Origin of the sequence: Pseudogemmobacter bohemicus, assembly GCF_003290025.1 — a bacterium.
Classification (GTDB): Bacteria; Pseudomonadota; Alphaproteobacteria; order Rhodobacterales; family Rhodobacteraceae; genus Pseudogemmobacter; species Pseudogemmobacter bohemicus.
Window position 1 is genome coordinate 120,729 of the sequence record NZ_QNHG01000005.1, and the last position, 13,665, is coordinate 134,393.

At 65.2% G+C, this 13,665-nt stretch carries 15 protein-coding genes; 8 read left to right on the top strand and 7 right to left on the bottom strand.

Features of this window, described 5'->3' with window-relative positions; all coding sequences use genetic code 11:
- The 7 genes from DRF71_RS28240 to DRF71_RS22935 all read right to left on the bottom strand — a co-directional run.
- Positions 1-411, bottom strand: a 411-nt coding sequence (locus tag DRF71_RS28240) for a DUF6629 family protein (protein WP_332872077.1), incomplete at its 3' end; no start/stop codon positions are given.
- Positions 412-427: 16 nt separating this feature from the next.
- Positions 428-1,363 (bottom strand): carbamate kinase, encoded by a 936-nt coding sequence (gene arcC / locus DRF71_RS22910; protein ID WP_456300094.1) that lies wholly within the window; start codon positions 1,361-1,363, stop codon positions 428-430.
- Positions 1,341-2,342, bottom strand: coding sequence for an ornithine carbamoyltransferase (argF, locus tag DRF71_RS22915; protein ID WP_112312793.1), 1,002 nt, complete (start codon positions 2,340-2,342; stop codon positions 1,341-1,343). The genes arcC and argF overlap by 23 nt, the downstream gene beginning before the upstream one ends.
- Positions 2,343-2,360: 18 nt before the next feature.
- On the bottom strand, positions 2,361-3,590 hold the full coding sequence (locus DRF71_RS22920; protein WP_112312794.1) for an arginine deiminase: 1,230 nt from the start codon (positions 3,588-3,590) through the stop codon (positions 2,361-2,363).
- Between the two features lie 13 nt (positions 3,591-3,603).
- Entirely contained in the window at positions 3,604-5,040 is a 1,437-nt protein-coding gene (locus DRF71_RS22925; RefSeq protein ID WP_112312796.1) for a YfcC family protein, read from the bottom strand.
- A 70-nt stretch (positions 5,041-5,110) separates the two neighbouring features.
- Positions 5,111-5,764 (bottom strand): methyltransferase family protein, encoded by a 654-nt coding sequence (locus DRF71_RS22930; RefSeq protein ID WP_112312797.1) that lies wholly within the window; start codon positions 5,762-5,764, stop codon positions 5,111-5,113.
- A complete protein-coding gene (locus DRF71_RS22935) occupies positions 5,761-6,072 on the bottom strand; it encodes a DUF2933 domain-containing protein (protein ID WP_112312799.1) in 312 nt (103 codons plus the stop codon). The genes DRF71_RS22930 and DRF71_RS22935 overlap by 4 nt, the downstream gene beginning before the upstream one ends.
- 199 nt (positions 6,073-6,271) lie before the next feature.
- Here DRF71_RS22935 and DRF71_RS22940 point away from each other — a divergent pair, with 199 nt between their 5' ends.
- From DRF71_RS22940 to DRF71_RS22970, 8 genes are all read left to right on the top strand, one after another.
- Entirely contained in the window at positions 6,272-6,646 is a 375-nt protein-coding gene (locus tag DRF71_RS22940) for a hypothetical protein (protein WP_112312801.1), read from the top strand.
- A 93-nt stretch (positions 6,647-6,739) separates the two neighbouring features.
- Positions 6,740-7,357 (top strand): RNA polymerase sigma factor, encoded by a 618-nt coding sequence (locus DRF71_RS22945; RefSeq protein ID WP_112312803.1) that lies wholly within the window; start codon positions 6,740-6,742, stop codon positions 7,355-7,357.
- Positions 7,354-7,947, top strand: a complete 594-nt coding sequence (locus tag DRF71_RS22950) for a sigma-70 family RNA polymerase sigma factor (RefSeq protein WP_112312805.1) — start codon at positions 7,354-7,356, stop codon at positions 7,945-7,947. Before DRF71_RS22945 ends, DRF71_RS22950 begins: the two co-directional genes overlap by 4 nt.
- An 89-nt stretch (positions 7,948-8,036) precedes the next feature.
- Positions 8,037-8,243, top strand: a complete 207-nt coding sequence (locus DRF71_RS27720; RefSeq protein WP_157971252.1) for a hypothetical protein — start codon at positions 8,037-8,039, stop codon at positions 8,241-8,243.
- 71 nt (positions 8,244-8,314) lie between these two features.
- The gene (locus tag DRF71_RS22955; RefSeq protein ID WP_112312806.1) at positions 8,315-10,699 is read left to right on the top strand and encodes a heavy metal translocating P-type ATPase; all 2,385 of its coding nucleotides are present in this window, start codon (positions 8,315-8,317) and stop codon (positions 10,697-10,699) included.
- Positions 10,696-11,193, top strand: coding sequence for a hypothetical protein (locus tag DRF71_RS22960; protein ID WP_112312808.1), 498 nt, complete (start codon positions 10,696-10,698; stop codon positions 11,191-11,193). The genes DRF71_RS22955 and DRF71_RS22960 overlap by 4 nt, the downstream gene beginning before the upstream one ends.
- An 80-nt stretch (positions 11,194-11,273) precedes the next feature.
- Positions 11,274-12,593: an SAM-dependent methyltransferase gene (locus DRF71_RS22965; RefSeq protein WP_112312810.1), complete on the top strand. Its 1,320-nt coding sequence runs from the start codon at positions 11,274-11,276 to the stop codon at positions 12,591-12,593.
- Positions 12,594-12,611: 18 nt separating this feature from the next.
- Positions 12,612-13,655: a type II glyceraldehyde-3-phosphate dehydrogenase gene (locus DRF71_RS22970; RefSeq protein ID WP_112312811.1), complete on the top strand. Its 1,044-nt coding sequence runs from the start codon at positions 12,612-12,614 to the stop codon at positions 13,653-13,655.
- The last annotated feature ends 10 nt before the right edge of the window (positions 13,656-13,665 follow it).

The window sequence follows — 13,665 nt, forward strand, 5'->3', positions numbered from 1 at the left end:
GGCCAGCGAGTCGCGGTTGACCGTTACCACCAGCCAGTCCGTTCCAAAGCCGTGGGGAGTGTAGAGCAGCAATCCCAGCACCAATCCGACCCCGGTCATGGCCAGGAACCAGGGCCGGCGGTGGCTGTCCGGCGGCTCCAGCACCCAGACCGAAAAGGGGATCCAGAAGGGCCACATGAACCAGGTGAAGAAGATGAAGCTCATTGCGCCCCAGACCATCGTGGCATGGTCGCCTCCGTTGACGCCGACCCAGACGAACCCTTCGCTGAACTGCTGGATGCCGGCGAACAGCGGCATCAGGCCGATGGGGAGGTAGCGCCAGTTGCTGCGTGCGGCCTTGACGATGATTGCGGTTCCGCCCGCCGTCAGAAGCGCACTGGCAGCAAAGCTGACCGTTGCCGAGAGACACATTGCGCTGTCCTTTCCCCTAAGCCGAGATCACGGTTCCAGCCGCCCCGTTCAGTATGGCGGCAGCATTTTCCATCCGGCCGATGCCGGCCAGTCGCCCGCCCGAAGCGACAAAATTCGTCCCGGCCGTCACCTTCGGTCCCATCGACCCGGCAGGCAGCACAAGGTGCCCGGCCTCGACGGCGGACAGGCGCGCAATGCGGCGCGCGGCTGGGGTGCCGAACCCTTCCATCACCCCGTCCACATCCGTCAGCATGAGAAGCGCGTCGGCCTTGATCGAGGTTGCCAGCAGAGCGCTGGCGTAGTCCTTGTCGATCACCGCCTCGACGCCCGCCAGGCTGCCATCGGCGCGCCGCACCACCGGGATGCCGCCGCCGCCGGCACAGATCACCACCACGCCCTGCGCCAAAAGCAGGCGGATCACCCGCAGGTCGGGGATCTCGACCGGCTTCGGCGAGGGCACGACGCGGCGCCAGGACGGGCCATCCGGGGCGATCGTCCAGCCCCGCTGCGCGGCAAGCGTCCTTGCCTCGGCCTCGGCATAGACCGGACCCACCGGCTTTGTCGGGTGCCGGAAGGCGGGATCGGCAGGATCGACCACCACCTGCGTCAGCAGCGTCGCGACCGGGCGGTCGTGGCTCAGCGCATTCTCCAGCTCCTGCTCGATCAAATAGCCGATCATGCCTTCGGTGCCCGCCCCCAGCATGTCCAGCGGGTCGGGCGCCTCGGGTCGGAAGGCAGCACCCTGCAAGGCCAGCAATCCGACCTGCGGGCCGTTGCCGTGGGTGATGACCAGATCATGCCCCGCCCGCACCAGCCCGGCCAATGCCAGCGCCGCGCGCGCCGCATTGGCACGCTGCACCACGGCCGTCATCGGCTCGCCCCGCCGCAGCAGCGCGTTGCCGCCAAGGGCTGCGACCACCAGCACCCGGTCAGCCCCCCAGCGTGGCGACAAGCACCGCCTTGATCGTGTGCAGCCGGTTCTCGGCCTGGTCGAACACGATCGAGGCCGCGCTCTCGAACACCTCGTCGCTGACCTCCATCTCGGTCAGGCCGAACTTTTCCGCGATCTCGCGGCCCACCGCCGTTTCGGTGTTGTGGAAGGCGGGCAGGCAATGCATGAACCGCGCCCTGGGATTGCCGGTGCGCGCCATCATCGCAGCGTCAATCCGCCATGGCGTCAGAAGTTTTATCCGCTCGGCCCATTTCGCCTCGGCCTCGCCCATCGACACCCAGACATCGGTGTAAAGGAAATCCGCGCCCTTGACCGCTTCGTCGGGATCCTTGGTCACGGTGATCCGCGCGCTGGTCTCTTTCGCAATCGCAAGAGCCTCGTCGATCACCGGCTTTTTCGGCCAGCAGGCCTTAGGCCCGCCAAGCCGCACATCCATCCCCATCTTCGCCCCGCCGATCAGCAGGCTTTCGCCGACGTTGTTGCCCGCATCGCCAAGGAAGGCGAAAGCGATCTTGCGCAACGGCTTTTCGGCATGTTCCTGCATGGTCAGGAAATCGGCCAGCACCTGGGTCGGGTGAAACTGGTCGGTCAGCCCGTTGTAGACCGGCACACCGGCGTAGCGGGCCAGTTCCTCGACGATCTCCTGGCCGAAGCCGCGATACTCGATGGCGTCGTAGACCCTGCCCAGAACGCGCGCGGTGTCCTTCACGCTTTCCTTGTGGCCGATATGGCTGCCGGACGGCCCGAGGTAGGTGACATGCGCGCCCTGATCATGCGCGGCGACCTCGAAGCCGACGCGGGTGCGGGTGCTGTCCTTCTCGAAGATCAGGGCGATTTCGCGCCCCCGGAGCATCTGCTGTTCGGTCCCGGCATATTTCGCGGCCTTCAGGTCAGCCGAGAGTTTCAAAAGAAAGCCGATTTCCGCCGGGGTATAGTCCCGCAGCGTCAGGAAATGGCGGTTGCGCAGGTTGAAGCTCATGGTTCTTTCCTTTTCAGGTCACGCCGGGTCTCGGATCGTCGGGCAGGTCATGCAATGCCCGCCGCCGCGACCCCGGCCCAGTTCTGCTCCCGGCATTTCGCGCACGTCGATGCCTTCGGAGCGCAGCATGGCGTTGGTGTCGTCGTTGCGGTCGTAGCCGACAATCACGCCCGGCCGCAGCGCCACCACGTTGTTGCCGTCGTTCCATTGCTCGCGCGCACGCTCGGCCTGGTCACTGCCGCCGGTGGGCACGATCCTCAGTTTCTTGAAGCCGATGATTTCCGCGACAACCTCGAAGATCGGACGGCGGTCCTCGCTGACGCGGAACGGCTTGTCCGGCCCGCCTGGGCGCAGGTCGAAGCAGGTGATGCCGTCGGCGACTTCCTTGAAGGTCGTCACCACATCGCCGCCGCAGAAGGTAAACACGGTGTCGAGATGCATCGCCGAGCGGGTGCGCGGCAGTCGGCAGGCGACGACGCGCGACGCCACGCCCTGGTCGAACAGGGCTTGCGCGAACAGCCCGATGCCTTGCGCCGAGGACCGCTCGCCCATGCCGACCAGAACGGTATCCTTGCCCACCGGCATGATGTCGCCGCCTTCAAGGCTGGCCGAGCCGAAGTCGCGCGCCGGATCGCCGAAAAGTTCGCGCACCTTGCCGGCGAACTTCGGATGGTGGCGGTAGATCGCGGTGGTGAGCAGCGTCTCGGGTTTGCGCGCCGCCCAGAACATCGGGTTCAGCGATACCCCGCCGTGGACGAAGGCGCTGTTGTCGCGGGTGAAGATCATGTTCGGCAGCGGCGGCAGGATGAACCCGGACTTGCCGAGCCAGGCCCCGAACAGCCCTTCCGGCACGAAGGGCAGATCGCCCACCGTCAGCCCGCCGATCAGCCAGCGCGCCAGATCGGCACCGGGCAGCGTCTCCATCCACAGGCGCAGCGGCTCCACCATGCCCGCGCCTACAGTGGTCAGCGTGACGCGGTGGTCGAGCACGAAGGCCCGGCCCGCCGGGATGTCCAGCGCCTCGGCCAGAAGATCGTTGGCGTCCAGCACCTCGATCCCTTCCGCGCGCATCAGGTCGGTAAAGACGGCATGGTCCTTGATCGCCTGCTTGACCCAGAAAACGTCGTCGAACAGCAGCTCGTCGCAGTTTTCCGGCGTCAGGCGGCGATGCGCGAGGCCGGGGCGGCAGACGATCACCTGGCGCAGGCGGCCGGATTCGGAATGGACACCGATGGAGGGTTGGGACATGGGCTTTCTCCGTTCAGAGCAGGGTGGCGACGCCGAGGGCGGCCATGATGAAGATCGTCAGGATCAGCAGAAGCGGCCAGACGAAGGCCAGCCAGCGTTCGTAGGGCACCCGCGCGATGGCCAGCCCGCCGATCACCACGGCGAAGGTCGGGTTGATCAGGTTCACCAGCCCGTTGGCCGACTGGTAGGCGGTGACGGCCAGCGACCGGTCCACCCCGGCAAAGTCCGACAGCGGCGCAAGGATCGGCATCGACAGCACCGCAAGGCCCGACGAGGACGGGACGAAGAAGCTCATCCCGACCTGGATCCAGTAAAGAAGCGTGATGAAAGCCAGTTCCGACAGGCCCGCCACCGCGTTGGCGGCGGCGTTCAGGATGGTGTCGGCGATCAGCCCCTGTTCCATGACGACCACGATGCCGCGCGCCAGCCCGATCACTAGCGCTACGCCCAGAAGGTCGCGCGCGCCATCGATAAAGGCCCCGGTCAGCCGCTTCTCACCCAGCCGACCGACCAGCCCCGCGACGATGGCGGCGGCGATGAACAGCGAGCCCATCTGTGCCATCCACCAGCCCTGCGTGGACACACCCCAGATCAGCGCCGCAAAGGTCAGTGCGAAGACGATTAGGACAACCGACTGTGTGGCGGTCAACGTGGCGTCAACGCCATTCGCCGACCCGGCAAAGGCGGCCCGATGGTCTGCCGCAAGGTCCGCCACGCGCGACTGCGACGGGTCGCGGCGCACGCGGGCGGCATATCGCATGACATAGGTGATTGCGATTGCTAGGCCTCCCAACAGGATCACCAGCCGCAGCGGAAGCCCGTCGGTGAAGGCGACGCCCGCAGCATTCGAGGCGATGACCGTCGCGAAAGGGTTGATGGTCGAGCCGAGTGTGCCGATCCCCGCACCCAACAGAATGATCGCCGCTCCCGTCACCGCATCATAACCTGCCGCGATCATCACCGGCACCAGAAGCCCGTAGAAGGCCAACGTCTCTTCGGCCATGCCGTAGGTCGTGCCGCCGAGGGCAAAGAGGCTCATGAGGATCGGGATCATCCAAATCTCGCGCCCCTTCAGCTTGGCCATCGCACGGCGGATGCCGGTGTCGATGGCACCGGTGGCGTTGACGACCCCCAGAAAACCGCCGAGCAGAATCACGAACAGCGCCACGTCGATGGCATTCGCGGCATAGCTGTCGGGGTCATAAAACCCCGCAACCGGCGCCATCAGGACGTCTAGGATGCCCTGCGGGTTGGCTTCGACCGTCTTGTAGGTGCCTGCGACCGCGATCTCGCGGCCGACCGCCTCGTTCTCGACCCGGTCGAAACGACCGGCGGGTATGATCCAGGTCAGGCCCGCAACCAGCACAATCAACGCGAAGAGGATCGTGTAGGCGGTCGGGAAGCGGGGGGCAAAGCGAGCTGTTCCCGGATCGGTGTTGACGTCGCTCATGCGGTGTTCCTTTCTGACGGGTTGGGGTGCTGATCGATAACCACCACCCGAATGCGGGAAGTGGTGCCGATCAGGTCGTTGCGCTGTCGGTACGGCCCATGGGCAGATAGGCGGGCACCCGACGTGCCCAGGCGTCATATTCAGCGCCAAACCGCGCGCGGGCCTCGGCCTCCTCGCTGCGGGACAGGCGGAGGTACATCCAGATCAATACGGGATACATCGCCAGCGTCAGGATCGTAGGCCATTGCAACAGAAACCCGGTCAGGATTAGCACAAAGCCCACATACTGCGGATGCCGGATCCGCGCGTAAGGCCCGGTCGTCGCCAGCCGCCCGGCGCGCTGCGCTGCGTAAAGCACCGGCCATGCCACCGAGAGCAGCCAGAACCCCGCCCCGATCAACACGAAACTGAGCAAGTGAAATGGTCCGAAATGCGGATTGGCTTTCCAGCCGAACAGCATTTCGGGCAGATGCCCGGCATCATGCGAGAACCAATCGGTGCCCGGAAAGGAAGATTGCAGCCAGCCGGACAAAAGGTAGATGGTCAGGGGAAAGCCGTACATCTCAGCGAACAGCGCCACCAGGAAGGCGCTGAAGGCACTGAAACTGCGCCAGTCGCGCGGAGTCTGCGGCTTGGTAAAGCTTAGGGCGAAGATGATGAAAACCGCCGCGTTGACGAAAGCGAGCAACCAGAGACCATAAGCAGGCGCGGTTTCGGGTGTCATGACTGTTTTCCTCTCTCGTCCTCGACCCTGGTCGCCGCAGATGGCCCGGATGCAACGTTCTTGTCGGATCTGCCGTGGTTGCCGTGTCCTCCACCATGCCCATGGCCGCCGTGCATCAGCGAGTGCAGCCCGAGGCAGGCAAAGAGCGGCAAGATCACAAGAATGCTGCGGAACGGGATGTGAACCCGGTGCTCGTAGACGAGAAGAAGCGCGCTTATGAGGGCAAATCCGATCAGCGCCATTCCCCAGCGCGTCCTGAACCAGGCGCCAGAGGCTTGGTTTCCAAAAGAATGATGGTGCTCGTTCATGGTCGTCCTCCGATGACATGGGCCTCGGCCCCGCACTGAGAAATAGACGCTTGAGCGGTATCGCCATTACACCCAATCACCGCACTCATTGCAGCAGAACGCCGAAGAGCGCAGTGCGGTGCTGTCGGCAGTGGTGCCGACCCGGTCTCCATTGATCTAAGTCAACGTGTGTTTCGTCCAATTGCTACAGGTTGGCCGTATGGATGGAATTTGGCAGTCGGAAATGGGTTCATGGTCGCGCGCGCTCCGCGCCGTCCTGACGGCCTTTGTGATGGCGCTAACTGTCCTGTCTCTCCTGACCGCTTCCCTTGCCGCAGATGCCGTTCCCCGATCCGAACCGCCGATTGCCACCTCCACTCATTCAGCAGCGACACAACAGGATGACTGCAGTCTGCCGACTGAAAACTATCATTGCCAGCTCCCGACCGTGGTGGTCGCTGAGAACGTATTCGACGCGAAACACCCGATCTGGGTCATCAGCATCCAGTGGGTGTTCGAAGGACAATCGGACCGCACGCAGCACCGACCGAACGATCCGCTCCGACCGCCGAGCGCAGTTTCCGACTTCGCCTGACACCAGAACTTCCGTAGGCAATTGCCGTCCTCAGCCGTCGGCGCGTCTTTTCGGGGGTTCTCTTCCCCCGATTGACAGCGAACGGAAAACGCCATGCGCCACACTGACCTTTCCCGGAAGGGACCGCCGCCCTCAAGTGCGGTCGAACCTGATCCGCGCACAAGGCTCGCCACAGGGCAAAAGGCTTATCTGAGCTACTTGCGCCGAAGGATCGCTGACCCGAGTGCCGCGGAAGACGTGTTGCAGGATTTCAACCTGAAAGTCATCTGCGCCACGAACCGGACGAAACCCATCCGCGACACCGATGCTTGGCTGGCCCGCATCCTGCGCAACAGCTTGTTCGACCATTACCGTCGCCGTGACGCGCGTCGGAGGGCGGAAAGGGCCTATTGCGATCATGTCATACTTCTCTCGGCCCCGGTCGAGGACGCGGCAGAGGCTCCACCTTCCAGCGAAGACTTTGCCGCAGTGGAAACAGCACTAGAGAGCCTTCGCCCCGATTACGCCGAACTGATCCGTGCACTGTATCTTCGCGGCGTGCCGCGCGACGCGTTCGCACTGGAAATTGGTGTAGAGGTTGGCACACTGAATGTCCGCACCCTGCGGGCCAGACGGGCGCTGCGCGCCTGCCTGGACCATCAGGCCGAAGCGTCTGGGGAGTACAATCGCGCCTCGAACGGCACAGGAAACGCAATGGAGACCGTGAGATGAGCCGAAAAGCCGTCGAGGCTGTCCTTCTGGAAGACCAGCGCCGGTTTCTGGGCTTCCTGGTCAGCCGCTTGCGCAACGTCGATGACGCGATGGACGTGATGCAGGATTTCGCCGCCAGGGCGATCGCGCGGGCTGATGACCTGCGCGACATTGCCAGCCTGCGCGGCTGGCTCAGTCGGCTTCTGGCCACCACACTTGCCGATCACCAGCGAAAATCTTCGCGCCGACGGCAGCGGGAAATGTCCGCCGAAGTCGAGTCCGAGACGCTGGACATCTTGGCTGAACCCGATGCCGAAATCGACGCCGCGATCTGCGAATGCATCGCCGACATGATCCGCCACATGCCGCGGGGACAGGCCGAACTCATAAGGCGGATCGACCTTCAGGAAGAAGGGCGGACGGCGGTTGCCGTTTCGCTCGGCATTTCCTTGGGCACGCTCGCCGTGCGCCTGCATCGGGCCCGGGCCAGATTGCGGGACCTGCTGATGCAGATGTGCCTGACCTGCCCGGATCACGGGTTTCTTGATTGCGGCTGCGCCCGAGCCCGGAAGCGGGCCGTCGAAACTTCGCCGGCTCTCGCCAAGGTGTAATGTTTGCAGCCTTGATACGTCCATATCTTGGCAACGGCGACCACAGGTCGGCTTTGTCGGAACCTTGAGCAAATCGACAGGAGAAGACGATGAACACGCATGAAACCAACGTTCTGGCCGAGACCGAGGCAGGCGGCTGCTGTGGCGGCGGATCGCAGCAGGCGAAACACCACGAGCACGGGCACGGCCGTGCGCAACGCGACCAGGCAACCAGCGAAACTTCGCAAACGGTGGAAGCCTCGCCAACTGCCGCGGTTCAAAAGCCGGTCGGCAAGTCGGGCTGCTGTTGTTCCTGAATGAATTACCGTGCGGCGCGCCGGGTTGCCGGGACGCGCCGCACGAAACTGCTTGACCGGGAAAATTGACCATGACGACGACCGCATCACTCGATTTCAACGCCACGTTCGACCGCCTCGGACATCTCGGCATCGAAAAGCAACTTCGCGCCCAGCCGGGTGTCACCTCGGTGGCCGCCAATCCGGCAGGTCCGTCGGTGACCGTGACCTTCGACGAAGGCAAGACCAGCATCGAGACGTTGCGCAAGGTCGTCGAGGACTGCGGCTTTCACTGCGAGGGTGAGGCCCTGCCGCGGCACGTGTGTTCCGCCCACGACGGCCATGCCGCAGCCATGGCGGACCATTCAGGCCATGGCACGGGACATGGCAAGGGGGCTGACAGCCCCGCCCCGGCCACCCCCTCCGGCCACGATGCAATGGCCCACGAGATGGGTCATGGTTCAGGCGACATGCAGTCGATGGTGCGCGACATGCGCAACCGGTTCTGGGTCGCCCTGATCTTCACCATTCCGATCTTCGTCTGGTCGCCGATGGGCGGCATGTTCACGCCGCCGGCGCCGCCGTTCGGGTTGCGGCTTGACCAGTGGCTGTTCATTCTGGCGACAGCCGCCGTGATCTGGCCGGTCTGGCCTTTTGTCGTCGCAGCTGTGCGAGCGCTGCGCAACGGCGTGCTGAACATGGCGGTGCTGGTGATCCTGTCGGTTGGAACCGGCTACGCTTTCAGCGTCGGCTCGACCTTCTTTTTCCCCGGCGTGCAATTCTACGAGGCGGTCGCGGTCCTTCTGGTGTTCATCCTTCTTGGCCACTGGCTCGAGATGCGCGCCCGGGCCGGTGCTTCAGAGGCGATCCGCGCCCTGATGGACCTTGCGCCGCCGATGGCGACCGTCATCCGCGATGGGCGCGAGGTCGAGGTGCCCACCGCCGAGGTGCAGAAGGGCGAAACCGTGGTGATCCGTCCGGGGAACAAGATTCCTGTCGACGGCGAGGTTACCGAAGGCACGTCGCTGGTCGACGAATCCATGCTGACCGGTGAGTCCATGCCGGTGCAGAAGACCGTCGGTAGCACAGTGATCGGCGCCACGATCAACAAGTCGGGAACCTTCCGCTACACCGCCACCAAGGTCGGTGCCGACACGGCGCTCGCGCAGATCGTCAAGCTGGTCCAGGAGGCGCAGAACTCCAAGGCGCCGGCGCAGCTGCTGGCCGACCGGGCATCGCAATGGCTGGTGCTGGTCGCCATCGTCATCGGCGTCGCGACCTTTGCGGTCTGGTATGGCTGGATCGGGGCGGAGCTTCTGTTCGCGCTGACGCTGACGATCACCGTCTTCGTCATCGCTTGCCCTGACGCACTGGGGCTGGCAACCCCGATGGCCGTGATGGTGGGAACCGGGCTTGGCGCGATGAACGGCATCCTGTTCAAGAACGCGAGCGCGCTCGAGGATGCGACGAAACTCGATGTCATCGTCTTCGACAAGACCGGCACGCTCACCATGGGACAGCCGAAGGTGGTTGATGTCGTCGCCGCCGAGGGTGTCAGCCCCGACGAGGTGCTTGCCGCCGCCGCCGCCGTGGACAAGGGCTCGGATCACCCGCTGGCGGTCGCCATCGTCGAGCGCGCCGCCAACCTGACCCTGGGCAAGATGTCCGGGTTCGAGACGCTGGATGGCCGGGGGGCCAGCGCTACTGTCGCGGACAGTCGGGTTCTGGTCGGCAACCGCCGCCTGATGGATGAGGAAAAGGTGCCGCTCGGTGCCCTGTCCGAACGGGCGGAGGCGCTCAAGGGCGCGGGCCGGACCGTCGTGCACGTCGCCAGGGACGGTGCTGTCCTGGGGCTGATCGCGATCGCCGATGCGCTGCGTCCGACCGCGAAGGAAACCGTGACCCGGCTGCGCGAACGCGGCGTCCAGGTGGCGATGCTGACCGGCGACAACGCAGGGACCGCCGCGCGCATCGCCGGGGAACTCGGGATCGACATCGTGCTCGCCGACGTGCTGCCGGGTCAGAAGGCCGACAAGGTCAAGGAGCTTCAGGCCCAGGGCAAGAAGGTCGGCATGGTCGGCGACGGGGTGAACGACGCTCCGGCGCTGACCCAGGCCGACGTGGGCTTTGCCATCGGCGCGGGCACCGACGTGGCGATGGAAAGCGCCGACGTGGTGCTGATGAGAAGCGACCCGCATGATGTGCTGGGGGCGATAGTGCTGTCGAGGGCGACCCTGCGCAAGATGCACCAGAACCTGTTCTGGGCAGTGGCCTACAACGTGGTCGCCTTTCCGGTCGCGGCGGGGGTGTTCTTTCCCTACACGATCAGTCCCGAGGTCGCCGCCCTGGCGATGTCGGGAAGCTCTGCCCTGGTCGCCGTGAACGCCCTGCTTCTGAAACGGACGCGGCTAGAGGGCGTGACCCGCCGTTCTCCGGCCAAGGCTGCCGCGCCGCAGGCGCTGGAAGTGGCGTCATGAAACCCGACGGGACCGCCTTGTCGCGCCGGACGGCACTCGTCCTGCCGTTGGCGGCGGTCGCATCGGCGGCCTTCTCCGCGGTCGCGCGCGGGCAAGACGGTGTGAATGCCGACACGATGACCGTCGCCGGCGTCCTGGCCTATCTCGGCGTGATGCCTGCAGCCATCGTGCAAGGCCATCCAAAGTCCCACACCGAGGGCGCGATGCACGGCGGCGCGCCCGATGGGCAAGATCAGTATCATCTGGTGCTTGCCCTGTTCGACGCCGCGTCTGGCGCCCGGATCGAAACAGCGCAGGTTTCGGTTAATGTCATGGGTCTTGGTCATATCGGTGGAACCTTGCTTAACCTTGAACCGATGAAGATTGCAGATACGGTGACTTGGGGTGCTTTCGTAAAGCTTGCTGACCGCACTCCCTATCAGCTCTCTTTCAAAGTCGTTCTTCCAGGCCGGGCAAAGGCCGTTCCTTTTCCTTTCACCTACACGCATTCGTGAGGATAGCGCTTCGCGCCTGCAATCCTTTCGGCGCTCGCGCGTCTGTTGATTGCAACCTGACCATGATGGATCCACAGCAAATGCCGCAGCAGAGTTCATTCGAGAGTGAAGTTGAGATTGCGCCACGCGCGCAAAGGAGCCGGAGGGGATCGGTCGTCGGCGGCGCTTCGGCGCTGGTTGCCGCGATCCTGCGGCGGATCGTCCGGCGCGGATCGCTGGAATGGACCGAGGCGGGTGGCCGGACCTACCGCTTCGGCACCGGCGGCGCGCCCGATGTGGCGGTTCGGCTGCTTGACCGCGACCTGCCCTTGCGCCTGCTGACCCAGCCGAGCCTTGCGCTTGGCGAAGCCTGGATGGACGGCCGGCTGGTGCTGCAACGGGGGACGCTGCGCGAGCTTCTGGACCTGCTGACCTCGGGCGGGCCGGAGGCGCTCGACTCGCTGCCCGGAAATGGTCTGAGGGCGATGGCCGACCGGCTTCTGTCGCGGCGCCGGCACCGCAATCCGTGGGCGCGCGCGCGGTCCAACGTGGCGCATCACTATGACCTGTCCGACGATCTCTACGATCTCTTTCTCGACCGCGAGCGGCAGTATTCCTGCGCCTATTTCGAACGTGGTGACGAGACCCTGGACGAGGCACAGGCGGCAAAGATGCATCGCATCGCTGCCAAGCTGGTGCTGGACCGTCCCGGCCTCTCGGTTCTCGACATCGGTTCGGGCTGGGGCGGGCTGGCGCGGTCGGTGGCGCGCGATAGCACCGCGAATGTCACCGGCATCACCCTGTCGCGGGAACAGCTGGCCTACGCCACCGCGCGGACCGAAGCCGAGGGTCTGGCCGGACGTGTCCGCTTTCACCTGCGCGACTACCGCGACGAGCGTGACCGCTACGACCGGATCGTGTCGGTCGGTATGTTCGAACATGTGGGGCCATCGGACTACGACAACTACTTCTCGGCGATGGCCCACGCGCTGAAACCGGACGGCGTGGCGCTCCTGCACTCCATCGGCATCATGGGTCCTGAGGGCGGCAGCGATCCCTGGATCCGCAAGTACATCTTTCCCGGCGGCTATTGCCCCACGCTGTCGCAGGCCATCGCCGCGGCCGAGCGCGCGGGGCTCTGGGTGACGGATGTGGAAGTCCTGCGCCTCCATTGCGCGGAAACGCTGCGTCACTGGCACGAGCGGTTCGCCGCCCGCCGCGACGCAGCGCGCGCGCTTTATGACGAACGGTTCTGCCGGATGCGGGAGTTCTATCTCGCGGCCTGCGAGGCGGGATTCCGCAACGGTCGGACCATGGTGTTCCAGTTGCAGCTTGCCCACCGGCGCGATGCCGTGCCGCTGACACGGGCCTACATCGACGGCGCGAGCCCGGCTCAAGGCCGCGATACGAATTTTGCTTGAAACAAGAGGAATCGCATCATGACCACCACGCAGAAAATCCGCGTCGCGGTGAACGGCTACGGCGTCATCGGCAAGCGGGTGGCGGATGCCGTCGCCATGCAGCCCGACATGGTACTGGCCGGGGTGTGCGACGTTGCCGCCGACTGGCGCCCGCGCATGGCAGAGGCCAAGGGCTACGCGCTTTACGGTGCCGGCCCGGACCATGTCTCGGCCATGCGCGCGGCGGGGCTGGAGGTGGCCGGAACGCTGGAGGACATGCTGGCCCGCGCCGACATCGTGGTGGACTGCACGCCTAAGAAGGTGGCGGCGGCCAATGTCGAGGCCTATCGCCGGCGCGGCATCAGGTTTATCGTCCAGGGCGGCGAGAAACATGCCGTCACCGACCACTCCTTCGTGGCCGAGGCCAGCTTTGCCGGTGCCGTCGGGCGCGACAGCACCCGCGTGGTCTCGTGCAACACCACCTCCATCGTCCGCACGCTGACCGCGCTCAAGCGCGCGGGGCTGCTTGTACGGGCGCGCGGCACGCTGTTGCGGCGCGCGACCGACCCCTGGGAAAGCCATCTCGGCGGCATCATGAACACACTGGTGCCCGAGCGCGAGATCCCGAGCCACCAGGGCCCCGACGCGCAAAGCGTGGACCCAAGCCTGGACGTGGTGACAATGGCGGTCAAGGTGCCGCAGACGCTGGCCCATCTGCACTACTGGTCGGTCGAGATGACGCGCGCGGCCACCAGGGACGAGGTTCTTGCCGCCTTCGGCGCCTCGACGCGGATCGCGCTGATCCGCATGGACGACGGCCTCGACGCGCTGAACGCGGTCAAGGAGATGATGGCCGACCTTGGCCGCCCGCATGACAACCTCTACGAGGTCGCGCTGTGGCAGGACATGCTGTCCGTGCGGGGCAACGAGCTCTTCTATGCCTACATGGTCGACAACCAGGCCATCGTGATCCCGGAAACCATCGACGCCATCCGGGCAATGACCGGACTTGCTGCGGATGCCGCGGCGTCGATGGCGCTGACCGACACTGCCCTGGGGATCGGACACTTGGCCAAGCTCTGACCGCGCCGGA